The organism is Lentilactobacillus farraginis DSM 18382 = JCM 14108, assembly GCF_000583655.1.
In the GTDB taxonomy this organism is placed as follows: Bacteria; Bacillota; Bacilli; order Lactobacillales; family Lactobacillaceae; genus Lentilactobacillus; species Lentilactobacillus farraginis.
Window position 1 is genome coordinate 38,489 of sequence record NZ_BAKI01000009.1, and the last position, 20,285, is coordinate 58,773.

The window sequence follows — 20,285 nt, forward strand, 5'->3', positions numbered from 1 at the left end:
GGTTTAGGGGGAATTCCAAGATGACTTTTTATACTTATAACTATTTACACGCATCGCAAAATACATGGCAGTACGCGCGAATTATTATTATTTGCGTGGTGGTTTTGGGCTTCATTTTATTTTCAATACATTATCTGCGGCATCGCTTTGATATGAAGTATAAGGATTTGAGTATTATTTTTGGGACGTTGTTATTGCTGATTTTGGGGATGCAGTATAATGATTTCAGTAATATTCAGAATTCGATTAAACAATCCGGCCAAATGACAACGGTTGTCCGGGAGGCAGCCAAGCAGTTGGACGTTTCCAAGGAATCAATCAGTGTTAATGCAACTACGCCCAACGATAATGTGCTGATAAAGTCTTCTAAAGGTTTTTTTAGAGTGGACTATAACACGGATGGTTCACAATTTGTTTTGGAACGAGTCGATCTTTACGATTCAAGTAATGTAAAAGTTGAGGGGGAAAAATAATGTTTACATACTCTGATGTAATGTTGAAATTAATCGTGGGTTTTGTTTTTATTACATTGTTGATTAATTTAACCGGTAAGGGGAATTTAGCACCAACTTCAGCGATTGATCAACTGCAAAACTATGTATTAGGTGGTATTGTCGGTGGTGTGATTTACAATCCAGCGATCACGATGGCGCAGTTTGTTGTTATTTTACTGCTCTGGTCGTTGTTAATTATGGTTACTCGTTATTTGAAAACCCACATTCACTGGTTTGGTAAGTTTATTGAGGGCGACCCAATTACAATTGTTCGCAACGGGAAACTATTGGTTGAAAATTGTTTGCGGGCAAACCTGTCTGCCAAAGAAGTCGACTTCAAATTAAGAACGGCCGGGGTTTACGATATTTCGGAAGTCAAGCGGGCAATTGTTGAACAAAACGGGTCGGTAACGGTTTTAAAATTCGGCGCCGGCAGTATTCGCTACCCGGTCATTGTTGACGGTCAAGTTGATCCGGATGTCCTCGATATCATGAGCAAGGATCAGACTTGGCTGGATGAAGAATTGAAACAGCACGGGATAAAAAATATCAGGGATGTGTATATGGCGACTTTCCGAAACAGCAAATTGGAAGTTGTTACTTATGATCAAAAGGATGAGTAAAGTGTAACGGTGAGTTGTTTTTGAAAAATCGTTTCACATGAAACATTTAAATAAAAAGTTGTATTTAGGGGAATCGTCTGTTTAAGGAATGAAACGGATTGTTCCCTTTTTGAATTGAAGCTATTAAAGCAACCACAGTCGGTTGAAGCTTTCGTAGTTTCGGATCCTTTTGGTAGTGGTGAGTGGTTAAAATTTCAAGTAGGCCAAATTCCTAAGAAAGGGATGAATTACGCGCTCGTTTTGCATAAAGGATCATATGTTAAGCGGGCCAGGCTAATCGCTCGATCGGACATTCCCAAACTGATTCGATCGATTATTGGTTGGCCGGATCAATATATGCCCTACGCGTATAAGAAATTTGGCCCCAAAGGTTCTTGGAATCCATTTTACTAACTCAGTACCAGGTAAGATTGAGCCAATGATGGACAACTGCTGAATAGGCGAGTAAACCATTAATCAAAAGGGAGCCGGTTAAAACAGCGGCTGGCAGCCAGTGGTACTTGTGGTGGGTTAATTTATAGGATTGCTGGCAGACAGCGTAAGTAGACGTTATAAGTCCCAAAATAGGGATTAAACCGATTACCACTATCAGAATCAGCAAATAGGTTTCGATTTTTTGGACTCGTTCCAATTCCCGTTGTTGAAGTAGGTCAAATATTCGCAAAAATTCTTCGCGATCTGATTCGATTTGGAGGTCCAGGTAGTGGTTGTCTTTTACCAATTTATCCAGAGGTACCTCATAAGTATGACTTAAAAGTTTTAAGTTATAGAGATCGGGTCGTGAATGCCCATTCTCCCAACTGGAAATTGACTGGCGGGTAACTTGCAGCTTATCGGCAGCTTCCTGCTGGGAAAGGCCCTTTTTTAAACGGGCTTTTTTGAGTTGCGTCGGTAGTTTATCCAAAAAAGCATCTCCTCATTGTGTTGTTTTGACTGGTACATAATATATATACGGCTTTGTCGTCAATTATTTTTATTTTTTCCTAAAATAAACGCCGTCTGTCGTGATTCTTAATCCGGCAGGCGGCGTTCATGAATGATTTGGGAATGGCTGATTGTTTAAGCGGCTCGGGATTGACGCAGATATTGAAGAACATAGCTGGCTGCACCAAATAAAACCGTCCCAATAATTAAGGCTTTGATACCATTGACGTAATTGATTTGGTAGTTTGCGGCGTCGTGTGCCAGCCTGTTTGATAGGACGCTTACGCCATTGAAATAACTGGTTGGCAGATACTGGGCAATTTTTGAGATTGGTTCCACGAATGGCGTTAAAAGATTTGTACCAATCAGCAATAGCATATTGAGAAATAACGTTGTTAAGGTTTTTTTGGTTAAAATCGCGAAAAAGAAGACAGATGTTGCGACGAAAAAGGAACTTAAAATTCGAAGAACAATTGTTGGTAAAATAATTTGGCTTTGAGGGATGTAAATTTTGTAAGAGAGTTTTTTTGAAAATAGCGCAACTGGGTATCGAGTGTCTCCAATTCCAGAAATTATCGAAGCTGTGAGAAAACCCAGCCCCAATATTATCAAGAGTAAGGCTAACGAAATGAACCAACCGGTCATAATGTTGCAACTGACATTTGCAGCTGATGTTACAGGAAGTAGAGAATCCTTATCAAGTTGCCCGATAAATCTTCTTGTATATATTTGTGAACAAATGAGAACAATCAAAACGGGTGCAATCCATTGCTCAACGTAGAGCAGAAATGAAATACCTGTTGCGGGAGATTCTTCAGATTGCTGGGGGATATTTAAGCGAGATAAAGCTTTGTAAAGATTGGTCTCTGAATTAAAGGCATTGGCCATTTCAGGATCATTGCCACCCATCTTCTTTTCGCTTTTCATAATTTGATTATTAATGGTGATCTGGGTTTGATATGCTTTTCGCCACTGCTTATTGTGAATAGCTTTTAAAATTTTCCTATTTACAGTAAGGTCATGCTTTATCTCGGGGACCACTTTGTGATTGCGTTTTCGAAATGTTCTAGCTTGTTTCATATCCGTTGAAATTTGGCTCTCCGCCATGCCCTTAAGTGTGTCAGAATGTTGGTTTTTAATATTAAAACCCAAACAGATAAAGACAATTAACAGAGAAATACAAATAGCGATCCAAGACAGTTTTGCTTTGTAAACTTTTTTGGATAGAAAGTAAATCATAATAGCGCTTCTTTCCTTAGTCTGTTTATTGGAACTTATGGTTAGGTTCGTTGACGCTGACGGACATATTGAATGCCAAAAGCGGCCAAGCCAAGCAGGATCGTCCAACTAATTAAGGCTGCAATACCATGGATCATATTTATTTGCGGGTTCTTGGCAAGAAAGGCCAGTCTACCGGAAGAAACACTGACGCCGTTAAAGTAACTGGTAGGTAAATATTGACCAATTTTTGAAAGCAATTTAATAGAATCGGTTAATTGATTGGTGCCGATTAGGATTAGCAGATTCAGTAGAAGCGTTATGAGCGCCTTCTTTGTCAAAATTGCAAAGAAATAAACACAGGTTACAGCAAAGCACGAACTTAATATTCGTAAAATAATTGTTGGAATTACGAATTCACTTTGAGGTTGATAGATGTTGAAGGGAAACTGGGGTGTGTAGTAAGGAAATGGATAATGCCAGTTGCCAACACCAGAAATACTGGTCGCACTTAAAAAGCTAAAGCCGATTACTAATAGCGCCAGCGTGACAGCTAGCGTGTAACCGCTAAAAAGATTTGCCAAGGTACGTTTACCCAGGCTGATCGGTAGTAAAGTGTCTTTATCCAAAAAGTGGACAAACCGCTTGGTGTAGAGTTGTGAGCAAATAAAGATGACTAGCAGGATAATTAATACTGACGAAACCAGATCATCAATATACAAAAAGAAACTGGTTCCTGTAGTAGGGGAATCTGTTGATTGATCAGCGATGTTGAGCTTGATCAATGCTTTACAGAGAAAAATCTGACTAATAAGTGATTCCCTAAAATATTTGGTAACTTCAGCGCCATTGTTTGGCGACATACTAAGCACCCAATTATTATAAGCAATTTGTTTTTTGTAAGCTTTTCGCCAGTTCCGTTGGTGTAACAATTCTTTGATTCCTTTGTTCATTTGCATATCGTCATTAATTGTTGAGATTTCATGGTGGGCATTTCTTTTAATATCTCCAGCTGTGTAGTGGCTCTTTTGGTTAATATCATAAGATATTTGTGCCTGCGCATGACTTTCAAAAGTTTGTTTGTGTTGATTATGCAAATTAAAAAACAGGCATGTTAGAACAACGATGATTGTTAAAGCAACGGATAATAAGACTAATATTGACTTTAATCCTTTTTTCAATAGGAAAGTTGGATAATTCAAAATAATCGCCTCCTTTAAAGCATTGTCTAAACAGTCGTTTAAGACTCCGCTATTATTTTTTGGTTTTCCAAATGAAGAATACGGGTTGCAATAACCGCGACATCTGACTTGTAGTGGGACGATATAATAACGCATTTTTGTTCATTGACAGCGGCATCTTTAATGCGATCATATAGTCGTTTTCGGCTTTCTTCATCCAACCCGTTGCTAATTTCGTCCATGATTAGGTAAGTGGCGTTACTGCAAAAGTACATCGCAATGACCAGATGCTGTTTCATGCCGAGCGAGTATTTTTTAATGGGTAGTCTAATGTAATCGGCCATTTTCCAAAAATTGATCTCTTCATTTAGGTTACGAGGTGATCGCCACTGCCTTTGAACAAATTTAAGATAGTCCAACCCGGACAAGTTACCGTCCAGCCAATCCGGAGTTTCGTAGAAGAAAACTGCCTGTTTTTCTTTTTTAAATGGTTGGCCATCAAAACGAATGGTGCCATGTTTATGTTTAATAAGATTTGTAAGTGCCCGGAAAAATGTTGTTTTTCCCGAACCGTTGACGGCAGAGATTAAACAGATATTGCCCGTCTTAAATTGGTAGCTGAAGTCATTAAGGATAGGAACCCTTGTGACTAGTGATAATTGATTTACTTCGATCATGGTATTTTACCGTTCCTTTTTTTATTAATGATAGTTGGTTAATGCAACACCAGATGCACTATTTGGAATAGCATGGTAATGTCGGTTTTAATCTAGCAGACTTTGGTGTATTTGAGGAGTCTGGATTTGTTGACACCGACTTTACATGACAGTAACGCCAAGGGAGCATAAGCTTTAAATAGTTAGTATGTAATTTTGGATTTTTGATTGCGTTTTAAAAAACGCAAACTGGTTTGTAAACTAAAAACCGGTTCCCAGCGGATAGCGAGTATCCGTTGAGAACCGGTTGGTTTTAAAAATTGGTTAGCTAAAGTTGATTGTTTTCATTATCAGAAGCAGGGATGGTAATCGTCGATTTTTCCCTTGCTGACCAAAGGCCAAAACCGATGCACCAGATCAGCCCGCCGATTGCCGGAATGGTACCATCGCCGTTAAAGAACAGACTGAAATAAATAACAACGAAAAAGCCGATTAATGCCGGATCAATCCATTTGTAGCCCTTTAGAACGAAGCCGTCGGGATCAAAGTCGGCGGATTGCCGGTATTTATAATGGGCAACGATAGTTAACAGATAAACTACCAATGCCAAGTCACTGGTTGTAGAACAAATCAGTGTAAAAGCGTTGTCGATTCCTGGAATACTACTGATTAGTGGTGCCAGCATGATTAAAAGGCTGAGAAGGCAATGGCCCTTGCCGGAACGCCGGTTTTTGAAACGGATTTGAATTTCGGCATTATCGTACCGTTGGATTCTGACGCCAGTTGGTAGAAGTGTCGACCGGCTGAATAGAGAAAACTATTCAATGAAGATGAAGCAGACGTTAGAACCACGAAGTTAATCACGCCGGCGGCCGCTTTTAGACCAGCCAGTGCAAATACTTGGACGAAGGGGCTTTGATCGGCATTTAGACTTCGCCAGGGGTAGATTGCCATGATAACGATAATTGCACCAATATAGAATAGTAGGATTCGATAAATGGTTTCGTTGATTGCTTTGGGGAGAACTTTATGTGGGTTCTTAGTTTCAGCAGTGGTAATTCCGACAAATTCCATTCCTTGAAAGGCAAAAAAGACCATCGGTAGGGCGCCGATAAAATTTGTTAAGCCATTTGGGAAGAACTTGAAACCATCAAAAATATTACTGAAGCCGGCATGACCAACCGGTGTTTTAAAACTCGTGGTTGCCATTATGATACCGGTAACGATCATGGCAATAATCGCGACAATTTTTATCATCGCAAACCAGAACTCGGCTTCACCGAACAATTTAACGGCGATTAGATTAACAGATGCCAAGATAGCCAAGATGGCAATTTGAATGATCCAGGCATCAATATTTGGAAACCAAAAGCGAACATAGGTTGAAATCGCGGTTAATTCCGCCATTCCAATAAAAATAAGTTCCAGCCAATATGACCAACCGGCAAAATAGCCCATTTTTGGTCCCAGATAACGGCTGATAAAAGCGATAAAAGTATGTTCTGAGGGGGTTTTGTAGAGCATTTCACCAATTGCCCGCATCATTAAGAAGAAAAAGAAGCCGATAACGGCATAAATAAAAATGATGGACGGACCGGTTTTGGTAATAGATGTACCAGCTCCGAGGAACAGACCGGTTCCAATAGTGCCGCCCAGTGCGATCATTTGAACGTGTCGGTTGGATAATTGCCGTTTGGTGCCATCAGCATTTGTTCGGCCGGTAGTTGTTTCTTTCATAAGATTCTCCTTTTTTTAAAATGAATTCCCTGAAACTTTAAAGCCTCAAGCCGAGAGGAAACAGGTTAGTGACAGCTTGATGGCTATTTTTCGTCAAATTGACAAACCAGTGTCAAAATTTAACGATAACGTTTATTTAAAAACTGAAATTTTACAACTATACTTTGTTATAAGTCATGCCATAATTAAATAAAATGCAAGTAAAAAGTTAAAATTTTCTAATAATATATTAATTATAGAGTGCCGTTGTGGTTGATTTAATCATGATTTTGTTAAAATTAAACAATATTTATTCAGGCTGCCAAATATTATTAATTGACTTCTCATAAATTTGTTATACTATTAACAATAACATTTGCTTGAGTGAATGTTGATTTGCAACGTGTGTCCGTATTTGATAAACACACATGCTTTTAAACTTCTCGGAGGTGTACCATCATGGAATTAAACGATATTAATCCAAACGTGTTAAACGTCAAGCCCTCTTCAATGCGAGAGTTTGACCATGAAATTAGTGCTGACCCGCAAATTGTCAAGTTGACGTTGGGTGAGCCAAACTTTGATGTTCCTGCTCACATTAAGCAGGCCGCTATCAATGCGATCGATGATAATTATTCGCACTACCCATACTTTTGGGGCTATGCGGAACTCCGAGAAGCCGCGGCGAAATATTATCAGGAGAAGTTTGGTTATCACTACACGGCAGACCAAATTGTTGTGACTGTCGGTGCGACTGAAGCAGTAGCTGATGCGGTAGCTACTCTGTTTAAGCCCGGTGATGCTATTATTCTACCGTCACCGGCTTACCCGTTATATGACGCTTCAATTGCCATGCATGGATTAAAGCAGGTTCGGATTGATACCAGCAAGACTGACTACATTTTGACACCGGAGGCGGTTCAACAGGCAATTGATGCCAACCCTGGTTTGAATATTCGGGGGTTGATTATTACTGATCCGAATAATCCAACCGGTGTGGCGTACACAGAAGATCAGTTAAAGGCGTTGGTACCGGTTTTGAAAGAAAATCAAATTTGGGTTATCAGTGATGAAATTTATGGTGAATTAACTTACGGCCAAAAGCATTATACGTTGTCTACCTGGCTGCCTGATCAGACGGTGATTGTCAACGGGCTGTCCAAGTCTCATGCGATGACCGGCTGGCGATTGGGGTATGTTTTCGGGCCCAAGGGCTTCATTGATGAAATTGCCAAAGTTCATCAATTTACCGTTACGACGCCAACCTCGATTGTTCAGTATGCGGCAATCGAGGCTATGAAGCATGGTCAAAATGACGCGGAAGTTATGCGTAAGCAGTATGAAAAACGGCGGGATTTTGTTGTTAAAAACTTAAGTGAAGCCGGCTTTGACGTTGTTCATCCCGGCGGCGCCTTCTATGTTTATGCCAAGATTCCAAAGAGTCTGCATATGGACAGCTGGACCTGCGTTCGGACGCTGGCTAAAGACTATCACATCGGGTTATTCCCGGGGGCTTCGTTTGGCGACGATGCTTCGATTCGAATCAGTTACGCTGCCAGCGATGAAGCTTTGAAGGCTGCCATGGATGCTGTTAAGCAACTGGTTGCTGATAAAAGCATTGTCAGTGATAAATAAGAGATTAAGTCATCCAAGCCGGGTTTTTTAGATTCGAAAAAAAGACACCGTTAAAGTTAGGCTCACTTGCAATAACTTTAACGGTGTTTTATCGTGATTGAGAAAGGTGGCGTGTCAGATGGCATCAGAACAGGAACGGTTGGCCTCAGGGAAACTATATAACATCTATGATCCGGGCTTTGCTGAAAAATATAAACGGAAGGCCGAATTGCTTCAACAAATTAATTTTCCTTGTCCGGGCGTTGATCCACAAGCAAAATTGACGGCGTTAATCGGAAAAATGGGTCATAATTGCTACGTTGAGCCGCCGTTTTTCTGCGATTTTGGCGATAATATTACGTTTGGCGACGATGTTTATTGTAATACCAACTGTATTTTTCTGGATTCGGGGAAAATAACAATTGGTGATCGGGTTTTGATCGGCCCGCGGGTAAACTTATTTGCGGCCGGTCACCCAATTGATGCCGGTGTTCGTGATGAGTGGCTGGGATTTGCCAAACCGATTACGATTGGTAATGATGTTTGGCTCGGCGGAAACGTTACCGTAAATCCCGGTATTACAATTGGCAGTAACGTTGTTATCGGTTCTGGCGCCGTTGTTACAAAGGATATTCCGGAAAACGTCGTTGCAGCGGGAAATCCCTGCCATGTTATCAGGCCGATTTCTAATCGGGATAAAGCAAAATGGCAGGCTGAAGAGGCGGATTATGTGAAAGACCAGGGCCCCGTAAAGAAGCCGCACATTCAATAAGCGTAAGTAAAAAAGCTGATTCTTCGGTTGAGGAAGAATCGGCTTTTTAGATTAATGCAGCGGTTTCTTTTCTTTCATGGTAAACGACAAAAGTAACGCGGCAATGGCGATTATTAACGTAAAAATAAAGCCAAATGAACACCGTTTGTGAATGCGACCTGCCTGGTTGGTGCCGAAAGCTGTTGGCCAAAACCGAGTAGTGCCGTTGCAATTGCCGTGGCGATCGCGCCGATAATCTGCTGGAAAGTATTCATGATGGTACTACCGTCGCTGGAAGTTTGCTGGTCAAGGGCGCTTAAGCCGAATGTTTGTGCTGGTGACATAGAAAGCGGGACGCCAATCATCATAATGATATGAGCCAAAATCACGTACCAGACGGGCGATGTCGATTTTGCGAACAGAAACAGGATGATACCAATAATGGTTATAGCAAATCCGGTCGTACTTAACAGCCGTTTACTGATGAGGTCGGAATAGCGGCCGGCAATAGCAGAAACAGCCGCGTTAACGATGCCGCCCGGCAGCATCACAATACCGGTTAAAGCGACGGGGATTGCCAATCCATTTTGCCAAAACATCGGCAAAAGGTACATGGATGATAAAATAATCCCAAAATCCATCATCACTAAAATGGCACCAGTACGATATTGGCGATTAGCAAAAATATGAAAATTCAAAATTGGCTCGGACACGCTGAGCTGGCGCTTGATATACCAAGCAAGCAGCAGCAACGCAACAATCAGTGTAATGATGACAAAAGGCGATCCCCAGCCTTGATCGCTGGCCAGGCTAACGCCGGTAACTAAACCGCCAAACCCGAGAGTTGAAAGAAGAATTGAGAAACTATCGATTTTAGGTTTGGTGATATTGCCGACATTTGGCAGGTATTTTATTGCGAGCAGCAACGCAATCAGCAGAAATGGCACAAACATCCAAAAGATCCATTGCCAGGATAAGACCCCCAGGATTAAGCCGGATAAAGTTGGCCCAATGGCCGGGGCGAACATGATGACCAATCCAATCAGGCCCATTGCGGCCCCCAGCTTATACGGTGGAAAGATTAGGGTGGCGACCGTGAACATTAGAGGTAAAATCAAGCCGGTACCGATTCCTTGGATCATCCGGCCGATTAACAATACCGGAAAACTACTTGCCAGGGCAGAAATAGCGGCGCCGACAATAAAGGCTGTAATAGCAAAAATAATAATTTGACGAGTTGAGAATAATCGTGATAGCAGACTTGATAATGGCAGAACAATTCCGATGACAAGCATATAGCCGGTTACCAGCCACTGAATGGTGCCGATATTGACGTGCAAAGCTGACATTAAGCTCGGTAGGGCAATGTTTAGTGAAGTTTCACTTAGCATGCCAACAAAGCCACCGATTAACATGCCGAGCATGGCAATAAAGGGATGGGTAACGGGCTTGGCCGCTTGACGCTGATGTTCTTGCGGTAAAGTCCGTTGATTTTCTAAAGATTTTTCCATAATTAAATGACGCTCCTAATTCTAATTCTCTATAATTGATTTGGTTACCTTTTCAGGCATTTGATCATATTAGCATAAATAAAAAATTCTCGTAAGTTTTATTTTTAAAAAAGTCGTAATTATTCTTGCCCAGAAAAAAGAGCACTGAGTTTATAAATATTGATATTTTCAAGTAAGTTCGGAATAATTCTCATTAAAAAAGCAAGCAGGAAATCAGTCTTGATCAGGGATATACACAAATGTAATAATATTTTTTATAATAATTTCATAAAATGTGACGATTTTTAATTAAAATTCTGTTAGAATATATCATAGTGATGTAATTCGAAACAAGTATCATTCACCCCCTTTGAAATTACATCCAAAATATGTCGACAGAAAGTAGGTTGTTCTCTTGAGTAATGCGAAGTCTTATATTGAATCGGTAAAAGATACTATTCAACGTCGTGATCCAAATCAAACAGAATTCCAAGAAGCTGTATTTACAGTTTTAGATACCTTGGAACCGGTTTTGGATGCCCATCCGGAATACGTTAAAGCTAATTTATTGGCAAGGCTGGTTGAGCCGGAGCGTGCAATTCAATTCCGGGTTCCATGGCAGTCGGATGACGGTCAGTTTCATGTTAACCGTGGCTTTCGGGTTCAGTTCAACTCTGCAATCGGTCCTTATAAGGGCGGTCTAAGATTACATCCCAGTGTTAACTTGGATGTTGTAAAATTTTTGGGGTTTGAACAAATTTTGAAAAATAGTCTGACCGGTTTACCCATTGGTGGCGCCAAAGGTGGCAGTGACTTTGATCCCAAAGGTAAGTCGGACTCAGAAGTAATGCGTTTCTGTCAAAGCTTTATGACGGAATTGCAGCGACATATTGGTCCGGACCTGGATGTTCCGGCTGGCGATATTGGTGTTGGTGGCCGTGAAATCGGTTTTCTGTTTGGTGCTTATAAGCGGTTGAATGGTTATCAAAACGGCGTCCTGACCGGTAAGGGATTAACTTTTGGCGGCAGTCTTGCCCGGACTGAAGCAACCGGATTCGGGCTTCTCTATTACACACATGCCATGCTAAAAGCTTTGGGCGACACATTGACCAATAAGAAAATTAAGATTTCTGGTGCCGGTAACGTTGCAACTTATGCCATTCAAAAGGCAACGGAATATGGCGCGACCGTCATTACCTGTTCGGATTTTGATGGCTACGTTTATGATCCAAACGGTATTGACTATCAAGTTGTTAAGCAGATCAAAGAAGTTGAAAGAGGCCGAATCAAAGAATACGCCCAACGGTTGAGACGGCGGAATATCATGAAGGCTCTGTTTGGGATTTTGATACAAATTATGATATTGCATTACCGTGCGCGACCCAAAATGAAATCAGTAAGGATCAGGCGGAATTAATTGCCAAAGATGGTGTTAAGTACGTCTGTGAAGGTGCTAATATGCCGAGTGTTCCCGATGCAATTGCTACATACCGTGACAACCATATTTATTATGGTCCGGCAAAAGCAGCCAATGCTGGTGGCGTTGCTGTTTCGGCTTTGGAAATGAGTCAAAACAGTGAACGACTTTCTTGGAGCTTTGAAACGGTTGATAACCGGCTTCACGATATTATGGACAGTATCTTTGAAATGTCCGAGGCAGCGGATAAGAAATACGATTTAAAGCAGGATTATCAAGCAGGTGCTAATATTGCGGGCTTTGAAAAAGTGGCAGAAGCAATGATGGCCCAAGGACTTGTTTAACCCGATTCGGTTCAACGGATAATTATCAGATTTGAAAAAGACAGTGGCAGCTGGCATGTGTACCAGTCACCACTGTTTTTTTAGCACGTTAATTTAAATAGGAAATGGCGATGTGCTCAAATAGCTGTTGCATGTTCAGAAAGGCTGAGATTTCAACATATTCATTGGCTTGGTGAGCGGTTGTATTGCCGGGTCCGACAATTAAAAACTCGCCCGATGGGTTATGGCGGCGAAACTCGGAGGCGTCGGTTCCCATAGATGATCCAATGGTTGGCAGCGGCAATGCTTCTTTTAGATAATTGGCGGCACTGTCTTGTAATAGAGTCGCTAACCGGTTTGTACTCTCGTTTGCAACAGGTTTTTCACTTTGATCCACTACTAGCTTCAAATCAAATCCGGGACGCTTGTTAAGTTCGTAAACCAGTTCTCGAAGTTTACGAACCAGTTTTTGATTGGGCAGCTCTGGAATTGTTCGGACTTTTACTTTTTCATACGCCAAGTCCGGAATGCTGTTAACCTGTTTACCACCAACAAAAACATCGGGCGCGTAAACGGTTTTGCCCAAGGTTGGATTTTGCTCCTTTAAGGATTGGTAAAGGGCTTTTTCCGCAACATAATATTGAACCAAGTGATCGATTGCGTTGATTCCCAATTTAGGCATGGCACTATGAGCGGCCTTGCCGTGTGACGTGACAGTATAGCTCATCCAGCCTTTGTGGGAATTAATGATAAAGTGTTGTTCGGGCGCTTTTGAAGTGTTTAACGCATCATAAAGAGCGGTTAGCTTCTCAGGTGAAATGGTGGCGGCACCACTGGCAAAATAAGTATCCAATTGGTCGAGCGGCACACCAGTCGGCTCCGAAAAAAGCATTCCGTCTAAGTCATCACCATAGCCTTTATCAGATAAAAAGGCCGCCCCCTGCTCGGTTAATTCTTCGGAGATAGTAGCCAGCAGTCGCAGGGTGCCATGTTTTGGCAGGTGCTGCTCGTGAAGCTCGATCATTGTAATGACGAACTGGGCTAAGCCGGCTTTCATGTCTGACGCGCCGCGGCCGTAAATGCGGTTGTTGCTGACTGTAGCGGAAAACGGTGGGGTTTTCCAATTTGCTGCTTCACCTTCGTGGACTGTATCTAAATGACCGCTAAGCCCAAGTTTGGGATGTTGACCATCGCCAATTTCGGCAATCACATTGCTGCGACCAGGGAATTGAGCAATAGCCGTTGCTTGAATTCCGTGTTTTTGAAACAGCTTTACCAGGTAATCGGCCGCTTCTTTTTCGTTACTATTAACTGTTCGAATATTAATCAAGTCGCAAACAAGCTTAATTTTATCGGTTTCTTTCACGAGGCATCGACTCCAATATTTATTGTGGGAAAGTATGTGATAGTTGAGGTAAAATGATTAATTCTTAAAATTAGATTAGAAAACAACTTCAGCATATTGTCCCAAGTAATCACCAAAATGTCAATTGGAAAGATTATTTACGGAAAGTTGCATTCTTAGTCGGGTATGGTATGTTTAATACCAAAAGAATACGAGGAGGAATTCTAATGATATGGATCATACTGGGCATTATTTTGGTTGTTATCATATTGGCCGTTGTTTTATATAACGGCATTGTTTCCCAGCGAAACTTGGTGGACGAAGCAGCCAGCCAAATTGATGTTCAATTACAACGACGGGCGGACTTATTGCCCAACCTGCTTGAAACGGTTAAGGGATATGCCAAACACGAAAGAGAAACGTTAGCAACGGTTACTCAAATGCGGGCGGCAATTTCTGATCCCAATGCAAGTTTGGCGGATAAGGTGAAAGCGGATAATCAATTAAGTGGCGCTTTGAGCCATCTATTTGCCGTTTCTGAAAACTATCCGGACTTAAAAGCTAACCAAAACTTTCTATCGTTACAGGAAGAATTGACGAATACCGAGAATAAAGTCGCTTTTTCTCGGCAAAACTATAACAGTAATGTGATGGCGTATAATAATAAGCTGCAAACCTTTCCCAGCAATTTAATTGCCAAATTCGGTAACTTTCCGGTTCGTGAGTATTTGGAAGCTCCGGAAGGCGCTAAAGAAGTTCCAAAGATGAAATTCTAAATAAAGGGAGTTTCACGAGACATGGAAACAATTAATCAGCAGATAACCCAAAATAGAAGGCGGACCTGGCTGGTATTGGTCGGTTTTGTTTTTCTGATTGCGGTCATTGGTTTTTTATTGGGGCTGGTGTTTGCTTATCAAAATGATCAGCCGGATATGATGATTCCGCTGTACACGACACTGGGCTTTTTGGCTGGTGCTGCTATTTATACTTTCTTTGTATATTTGAGTGTGACGAATATTTTGATGAAATCGAGCAAAGCCCATCAGCTTCAAGAGGCTGATGACCCAACATTGTTTAACATTGTCAGTGATTTATCGATGGCTGCCCATATTCCGATGCCCGATATTTACATGATGGATGAAGCAGCACCGAATGCGTTTGCGACCGGACGTGATCCGCAGCACGCGGCTGTCGCGGTAACCAGCGGCCTGCGAGAAATGATGAATCGTGAGGAACTTGAAGGTGTTTTGGCCCACGAAATTTCGCATATTAAAAATTATGATATCCGGGTGTCGTCGATTACGGTTGCCTTGACTACTTTTATCGCTGGTGCCGGTGCCGTGATGATTATTGCCGGTGTCAGTATGATGCGGGGCGGTAACTGGTTGGGCTTTTTTGGTGATCGTGACCGGGATTCAAAAGATTCCAATTACTTTTGGCTGGCAATCTTGGCATTTGGCTTTATTGTGTGGCTGGGTGGCTGGATTATTAAAATTATTGGGGTTCCCATTGCCCAAATTATGCAATTTGCGGTTTCTCGACAACGAGAATCACTGGCTGACGTTTCGGGCGTCAACCTGACTCGGGACCCTCAAGGATTAATTAATGCTTTAGAAGCGTTGAAGGAAGATGAAACGCCGATGAGTAATCCGGAGGCCAAAGGGGCAGCACTATATATCAATGAACCGGTTAATCAACACGGTCATACGCCGTTTCTGGTTAAAATGTTTGATACACATCCACCGTTGGATGAGCGGATTGCCAGATTAAAACGGCTCCTCGGAGAACAATAGTTGACTGGATTTAAAGTTTTTTTCGAGATTAACTTGACACAGGTTTCCAAGCGCGGTAATATTCATGGCAAGAAATTTAATTGAATTCTAATATTTTTGCGGTGAAGAGAAGAGTAGGGAAATCAGTAGCGTAAAACAGCGACCATCGGTGGTGAAAGGGTGGGCAGGAACGTTTCCTGAAGATGAGCTCTGAGCAATTATCAAAAGTGAAAGCTTGCGATACGTGGGAAACACGATAAAATTCCGGGCATGTTTGTGCCTTAGAGGTATCGGTGGTAACGCCGGTATAAACTAACGGGTGGTAACACGATTAAAAGTCGTCCCTGTGCAGATCAGTCTGCGCGGGGACGACTTTTTTTATGGAAAGCGAGGAAATGCATATGTCTGAATTTGATACAAAGTTGGTTCATGGAAAGTCTCAGCACGATAATCAAACGGGTGCAGTTAATGTCCCAATTTATAATTCATCAACTTACATTTTTCCAAAAGTTGATTCAAAAGTTACTTGGGACTATTCACGCTCGGGAAATCCGACCAGAAATTATTTGGAAGATCAGCTGGCGGCACTTGAAAACGGTAATCGCGGGTTTGCGTTTTCATCCGGTTTGGCTGCTATTCATGCTGTTTTATCAATCTTTTCGCCGGGTGATCATATCGTAATTGGCGATACAATTTACGGTGGCACGTTCAGACTGATTAATCAGTTTTTCAAACGTTGGCATTTGGAATTTACAGAAGTTGATACTCAGGATTTAAAAGCGGTTGAAAATGCCATTCAGCCAAACACCAAGGCGATTTACTTTGAGACGTTTACAAATCCACTGTTAAAAGTTACCAGTGTTAAGGCAATTTCAAAAATTGCCAAGGCACATAAATTATTAACAATTGTGGATAACACGTTTTTAACGCCGTATTTACAACGACCATTGGATTTGGGAGCTGACATTGTGGTTCATTCAGCTACCAAATATTTGGGCGGGCATTCGGACGTAGTCGCCGGGGTTGCGGTTGTTAAAGATAAGGCGATTGCTGATCGGCTGTACTTTAATCAAAATGGGGTTGGCTCCGTGCTTTCTCCGGAAGATTCCAACTTGATTCGTCGAGGCATTCAAACCTTGGCTGTTCGTCTGGATCGTCATTTAAGTAATGCTGCCAAAATCGTTGATTTTCTTCAGCATCGACCCGAGGTTGCCAAAATTTACTATCCAGGAATTAAAGGCACCAAGGACTATGAAATTGCCACTGCGGAAACGAACGGCTATGGTGGTATCGTCTCGTTTGAACTGAAGAAGGGATTCAAGACGACCGAATTTGTGGAAAATCTGAAGTTAATTCAACTAGCTGTCAGTCTTGGGGCGGTCGAAAGTCTGATTGAGCTGCCTTATAAGATGACTCACGCGGAACTTTCGCCAGAAGAGCAGTTGGCAGCTGGCATTACGCATCAGTTGGTTCGGCTGTCGGTTGGTATTGAGGATCCAAAAGACTTGATTGCTGATTTGGCACAGAGTCTTGACCAACTATCAGAAACCGAACCCACAGAGGTTGAGTCGGTTAATAAGTAATTAAACGAGTGTCATATTTTTATGCTTTGAGCGAATGAGTAAGCTGATTGGAAGATTAAAGAGAGCCGCGATGGTGGAAAACGGTATCCGAAAATGGTTGAAGATGGTTCGTGATTACGCAAACCATATTAAATAATCAGGTATGGTCGGCTGCCGCCGTTATCCGGTTCGAGAAGTATTCTTCTCGTTAAGGGATTATTTTGTGAAAAGTAATCCGAATAAAGGTGGTAACACGTAAAAAACGTCCTTTTGCCGATATGGCAGCTGGGCGTTTTTTTATTTGAATTTTTGACTAGGGAGATTGTTAAACATGAACTGTAAGAAAGTATTGGGAAGTATTGTTGGGGTATTGGCAGTTACATTAACTTTGGCGGGGTGCGGGAGTAATTCTGCCAAACAGCAGGTAAGTAAGGATTATAAGTATGGGTCTATTACGATTCCGGCCAAGGATGGGTCGGTCTGCAACGCGCCCAACTACATCGCTTATGAAAAGGGGTTCTTTAAGAAGAATGGCTTGAAAGCTAATTTAGTTGCCAATCCACGTGATATTAGTGACTTGGAAGCCGGCTTTGCCAGTGGCAAGTATGACGCGCAGAACGGTGATTTTCAATATCTGCCGGCAATTCAAAATGGTGCCCAGATTAAAGCTGCCGGTGGCATCCACCAGGGCTGCATTAAGCTACTGGTTCCAAAGAATTCAAGTATTAAAAACGTCAAAGACTTAAAGGGTAAGACAATCGGGATTCCTGCTCAAGGATCTACCCCTCAGTATGTGACGTCAATCGCCTTACAGCATGCCGGTCTTGATCCTAAAAAGGATGTTTCATGGAAGGTCTTCAGCACGGACTTGTTGGCTAAAGCTGCTCAAAAAGGTGAAGTTGACGCAATTGGAACCGTTGACCCATATGCTTATCAAGCACAAAAACAAAATGGTTTTAAGACAATTATTGATAACAATAACTATTCTGGAAATAAAGAAATGGCCAAGATGGGCATGAAGAAAAAGGGTTCCTGCTGTTACCTGTATATTTCCAATAAATTGATTCAATCAAACAGTAAGAAAGCAAAGGCAATTGTGAAATCCTATCAGGAAGCTGCTTCGTGGATTAACAAACACCCTGAAGAAACAGCCAAGATTGAGCTGGCCAAGGGATATGTTTCAAAAACGAAATTTATTAATGTCGCAAACGTATCACAAATTATCAAAGACGAGCACTTCAATTTGAACCTGTCAAAAGGTAAGTCGGATTTGAGCTACTATATCAGCCAATTGAAACAAGCAGGATACCTCAAGAAGGATACTAAGAATGCCGAGTTACTGAAGCAGGCTTATTGGAATCCAAAGTTGGATAACTAAACGGGAGGATAACTAATGTTGGAAACAGTGACGTTATCGAAAAAGCAACGTATTAAAGCTGTTAAGCAGGATAAAGCAGAAACTAAATACTGGAAACCATGGCGGACCACTTGGAATATTTTGAGCTTGGTAGCACTTATGGCTGCGTATGCTGAAAATCAATTTGTTCCGGCTCAGGAATTAGTAAATAACGGGGCCTATAAATGGTTTCTGATTGCGTACTTTATTTACCTGGTTGTTGTTTACGCGGTTGGCTCGGTGATTCATGGAAGAATTCGGGTTTACAGCGGTCATTTTGCTCAGTTAAATACCATTTTGGGACTTTTGCTGGTTGTTCAGGATTTGATAACCGAAAAGTTTGCGATTATTAAGCTGCCGTTTTTCGTCAGCTTTGCACAAATCCTAGACCAGATTAAAACTGATCAGAAACTATTAATTGCATCAACATGGTCGTCATTAGGACTTTGGTTGATTAGTTTTGTCATTGGAACATTGATCGGTGTTATCTTAGGACTCTTTATGGGACGATACCGTCAGTTTAATTACTGGTCGTTTCCATTTTTAAAGGTAATTGGTATTATTCCGGCGGCTGCCTGGATGCCGTTAACCATGGTGATCTTTCCAACCAGCTATTTAGCCGAAATCTTTTTGATTGCATTTGCGGTTTGGTTTCCGGTCGCATTCATGACGATTGGCGGTGTGCAGAGTATTTCAACGGATTATTTTGAATCAGCCAAAACATTGGGGTTCTCGGAGTTTCAAATTTTGCGCAAAGTTGTTATTCCCGGAGCGCTGCCGAATATTTTTATTGGTATTTTTACAGCAATGGGCCTTTCGTTTACAATGTTGGTCATCTCTGAAATGATTGGTGCCAAAGTTGGTTTGGGCTGGTACATCAACTGGGCTAAAGGAGTCGGTAATTACACGCAAGTGTATGCTGCAATTGTGATCATGGCCGTGTTATTTTCAGTGATTTTCAGCTTTTTAAATAAATTACAAGAATATGCGCTTCGCTGGCGCAAACGTTCAAACTAAAGGAGGGTGCGGTATGGTTCAACTAACAGTTCAAAATGTTAATCGGGTTTTACATGATAATGCCGGGCAACGGATCAACGTTTTGGAAGATATTAATTTTAACGTTAACTCTGGCGAATTTATTTCCATTATTGGTCCTTCCGGTTGCGGTAAAACAACGCTGTTGCGACTGATTTCAGGATTGGATCAACCGGAAGAAGGGCAATTAACCGTTGATGGTAAACCGATTACCCACCCCGATGTTTCCAGAGGATATGTATTTCAACACGGTAGTCTTTTTCCATGGGAAACCATTAAGGAAAATATCAGCTCGGGTTTAAAGGCGGTCTACGGGCGGCATTATGATAAAAAATTGGTTGACCACTATATTGATTTAATGGGGTTAAAAGGTTTTGAGTCGGCATATCCGCACCAGGTTTCCGGTGGGATGGCTCAACGGGCAGCTTTGGCCAGGTCAATTGTGTTAAGACCTGAATTGCTGCTTTTAGATGAGCCGATGGGTGCGTTGGATGCCTTTACCAGAGCAGATGTCCAGAACGTGATTCAACGGGTTTGGAAGCAGACAAGAACCACGATGATTCTGGTGACTCATGATATCGATGAGGCAATTTATTTGGGAACTCGGATTATTGTGATGACACCAAGGCCGGGCCGGATTAAAGAAATTGTCACGAATCCACTGACATTTCCTCGGGATCGAACCAGTGATGACTTTCTAAAGTTTAGACGGACGATTCAGGATAAGCTCAATTTTGGCGTAACTGAAAACTAACTGTATTTATCTGG

At 41.8% G+C, this 20,285-nt stretch carries 16 protein-coding genes and 3 pseudogenes; 12 read left to right on the forward strand and 7 right to left on the reverse strand.

Going from position 1 to position 20,285, the window contains the following annotated elements; genetic code table 11:
* Positions 1-20: 20 nt before the first annotated feature.
* The 3 genes from JCM14108_RS05140 to JCM14108_RS05150 all read left to right on the forward strand — a co-directional run bounded on the left by JCM14108_RS05140 (position 21) and on the right by JCM14108_RS05150 (position 1,510).
* Entirely contained in the window at positions 21-473 is a 453-nt protein-coding gene (locus JCM14108_RS05140) for a DUF3290 domain-containing protein (protein ID WP_035178945.1), read from the forward strand.
* Positions 473-1,117, forward strand: a complete 645-nt coding sequence (locus tag JCM14108_RS05145) for a DUF421 domain-containing protein (protein ID WP_035178947.1) — start codon at positions 473-475, stop codon at positions 1,115-1,117. The genes JCM14108_RS05140 and JCM14108_RS05145 overlap by 1 nt, the downstream gene beginning before the upstream one ends.
* Positions 1,118-1,231: 114 nt before the next feature.
* Positions 1,232-1,510, forward strand: coding sequence for a hypothetical protein (locus JCM14108_RS05150; protein WP_235807086.1), 279 nt, complete (start codon positions 1,232-1,234; stop codon positions 1,508-1,510).
* 1 nt (position 1,511) lies between these two features.
* Here JCM14108_RS05150 and JCM14108_RS05155 read toward each other — a convergent pair whose 3' ends face one another.
* The 5 genes and pseudogenes from JCM14108_RS05155 to JCM14108_RS05175 all read right to left on the reverse strand — a co-directional run bounded on the left by JCM14108_RS05155 (position 1,512) and on the right by JCM14108_RS05175 (position 6,833).
* Complete coding sequence (locus JCM14108_RS05155) at positions 1,512-2,021, reverse strand: helix-turn-helix transcriptional regulator (protein WP_035178948.1); 510 nt, start codon at positions 2,019-2,021, stop codon at positions 1,512-1,514.
* Between the two features lie 155 nt (positions 2,022-2,176).
* Positions 2,177-3,280: a hypothetical protein gene (locus JCM14108_RS05160; RefSeq protein WP_035178949.1), complete on the reverse strand. Its 1,104-nt coding sequence runs from the start codon at positions 3,278-3,280 to the stop codon at positions 2,177-2,179.
* Between the two features lie 41 nt (positions 3,281-3,321).
* Positions 3,322-4,461, reverse strand: coding sequence for a hypothetical protein (locus JCM14108_RS05165; RefSeq protein ID WP_035178950.1), 1,140 nt, complete (start codon positions 4,459-4,461; stop codon positions 3,322-3,324).
* A 38-nt stretch (positions 4,462-4,499) separates the two neighbouring features.
* Positions 4,500-5,117 carry an ATP-binding cassette domain-containing protein gene (locus tag JCM14108_RS05170; RefSeq protein ID WP_035178952.1) on the reverse strand — a complete coding sequence of 206 codons (618 nt, stop codon included), beginning with the start codon at positions 5,115-5,117 and terminating at the stop codon, positions 4,500-4,502.
* Between the two features lie 307 nt (positions 5,118-5,424).
* Positions 5,425-6,833, reverse strand: a pseudogene (locus JCM14108_RS05175) (amino acid permease).
* A gap of 438 nt (positions 6,834-7,271) precedes the next feature.
* Here JCM14108_RS05175 and JCM14108_RS05180 point away from each other — a divergent pair.
* Both JCM14108_RS05180 and JCM14108_RS05185 read left to right on the forward strand, forming a co-directional pair.
* Positions 7,272-8,447 carry an aminotransferase class I/II-fold pyridoxal phosphate-dependent enzyme gene (locus JCM14108_RS05180; RefSeq protein WP_035178954.1) on the forward strand — a complete coding sequence of 392 codons (1,176 nt, stop codon included), beginning with the start codon at positions 7,272-7,274 and terminating at the stop codon, positions 8,445-8,447.
* 118 nt (positions 8,448-8,565) lie between these two features.
* Positions 8,566-9,198, forward strand: a complete 633-nt coding sequence (locus JCM14108_RS05185) for a sugar O-acetyltransferase (RefSeq protein WP_035178955.1) — start codon at positions 8,566-8,568, stop codon at positions 9,196-9,198.
* A 51-nt stretch (positions 9,199-9,249) separates the two neighbouring features.
* On the opposite strand, the pseudogene JCM14108_RS05190 reads toward JCM14108_RS05185, so the two are convergent.
* Positions 9,250-10,688: pseudogene (locus tag JCM14108_RS05190) on the reverse strand (DHA2 family efflux MFS transporter permease subunit).
* A 394-nt stretch (positions 10,689-11,082) separates the two neighbouring features.
* Here JCM14108_RS05190 and gdhA point away from each other — a divergent pair.
* Positions 11,083-12,428, forward strand: a pseudogene (gene gdhA, locus JCM14108_RS05195) (NADP-specific glutamate dehydrogenase).
* Between the two features lie 88 nt (positions 12,429-12,516).
* On the opposite strand, the gene JCM14108_RS05200 reads toward gdhA, so the two are convergent.
* Positions 12,517-13,773, reverse strand: a complete 1,257-nt coding sequence (locus JCM14108_RS05200; RefSeq protein ID WP_035178957.1) for a M20/M25/M40 family metallo-hydrolase — start codon at positions 13,771-13,773, stop codon at positions 12,517-12,519.
* 206 nt (positions 13,774-13,979) lie between these two features.
* On the opposite strand from JCM14108_RS05200, the gene JCM14108_RS05205 reads away from it, so the two are divergent.
* The 6 genes from JCM14108_RS05205 to JCM14108_RS05230 all read left to right on the forward strand — a co-directional run bounded on the left by JCM14108_RS05205 (position 13,980) and on the right by JCM14108_RS05230 (position 20,271).
* Positions 13,980-14,528 carry a LemA family protein gene (locus tag JCM14108_RS05205; RefSeq protein WP_035178959.1) on the forward strand — a complete coding sequence of 183 codons (549 nt, stop codon included), beginning with the start codon at positions 13,980-13,982 and terminating at the stop codon, positions 14,526-14,528.
* 21 nt (positions 14,529-14,549) lie between these two features.
* Positions 14,550-15,545, forward strand: coding sequence for a M48 family metalloprotease (locus tag JCM14108_RS05210; RefSeq protein WP_035178960.1), 996 nt, complete (start codon positions 14,550-14,552; stop codon positions 15,543-15,545).
* 380 nt (positions 15,546-15,925) lie between these two features.
* Complete coding sequence (locus JCM14108_RS05215; RefSeq protein ID WP_035178961.1) at positions 15,926-17,107, forward strand: trans-sulfuration enzyme family protein; 1,182 nt, start codon at positions 15,926-15,928, stop codon at positions 17,105-17,107.
* A gap of 310 nt (positions 17,108-17,417) precedes the next feature.
* Positions 17,418-18,464 carry an ABC transporter substrate-binding protein gene (locus tag JCM14108_RS05220; RefSeq protein WP_035178962.1) on the forward strand — a complete coding sequence of 349 codons (1,047 nt, stop codon included), beginning with the start codon at positions 17,418-17,420 and terminating at the stop codon, positions 18,462-18,464.
* Positions 18,465-18,479: 15 nt separating this feature from the next.
* Positions 18,480-19,499, forward strand: a complete 1,020-nt coding sequence (locus JCM14108_RS05225; protein WP_035178964.1) for an ABC transporter permease — start codon at positions 18,480-18,482, stop codon at positions 19,497-19,499.
* 13 nt (positions 19,500-19,512) lie between these two features.
* Entirely contained in the window at positions 19,513-20,271 is a 759-nt protein-coding gene (locus JCM14108_RS05230) for an ABC transporter ATP-binding protein (protein ID WP_035178965.1), read from the forward strand.
* Positions 20,272-20,285 lie beyond the last annotated feature (14 nt).

Bases quoted from the DNA above. Each gene is read 5' to 3' on its own strand.
- JCM14108_RS05170 (WP_035178952.1), bottom strand. From the start codon at position 5,117: ATGATCGAAGTAAATCAATTATCACTAGTCACAAGGGTTCCTATCCTT.
- JCM14108_RS05160 (WP_035178949.1), bottom strand. From the start codon at position 3,280: ATGATTTACTTTCTATCCAAAAAAGTTTACAAAGCAAAACTGTCTTGG.
- JCM14108_RS05180 (WP_035178954.1), top strand. From the start codon at position 7,272: ATGGAATTAAACGATATTAATCCAAACGTGTTAAACGTCAAGCCCTCT.
- JCM14108_RS05210 (WP_035178960.1), top strand. From the start codon at position 14,550: ATGGAAACAATTAATCAGCAGATAACCCAAAATAGAAGGCGGACCTGG.
- JCM14108_RS05230 (WP_035178965.1), top strand. From the start codon at position 19,513: ATGGTTCAACTAACAGTTCAAAATGTTAATCGGGTTTTACATGATAAT.
- JCM14108_RS05215 (WP_035178961.1), top strand. From the start codon at position 15,926: ATGTCTGAATTTGATACAAAGTTGGTTCATGGAAAGTCTCAGCACGAT.
- JCM14108_RS05185 (WP_035178955.1), top strand. From the start codon at position 8,566: ATGGCATCAGAACAGGAACGGTTGGCCTCAGGGAAACTATATAACATC.
- JCM14108_RS05145 (WP_035178947.1), top strand. From the start codon at position 473: ATGTTTACATACTCTGATGTAATGTTGAAATTAATCGTGGGTTTTGTT.
- JCM14108_RS05225 (WP_035178964.1), top strand. From the start codon at position 18,480: ATGTTGGAAACAGTGACGTTATCGAAAAAGCAACGTATTAAAGCTGTT.
- JCM14108_RS05220 (WP_035178962.1), top strand. From the start codon at position 17,418: ATGAACTGTAAGAAAGTATTGGGAAGTATTGTTGGGGTATTGGCAGTT.
- JCM14108_RS05140 (WP_035178945.1), top strand. From the start codon at position 21: ATGACTTTTTATACTTATAACTATTTACACGCATCGCAAAATACATGG.
- JCM14108_RS05205 (WP_035178959.1), top strand. From the start codon at position 13,980: ATGATATGGATCATACTGGGCATTATTTTGGTTGTTATCATATTGGCC.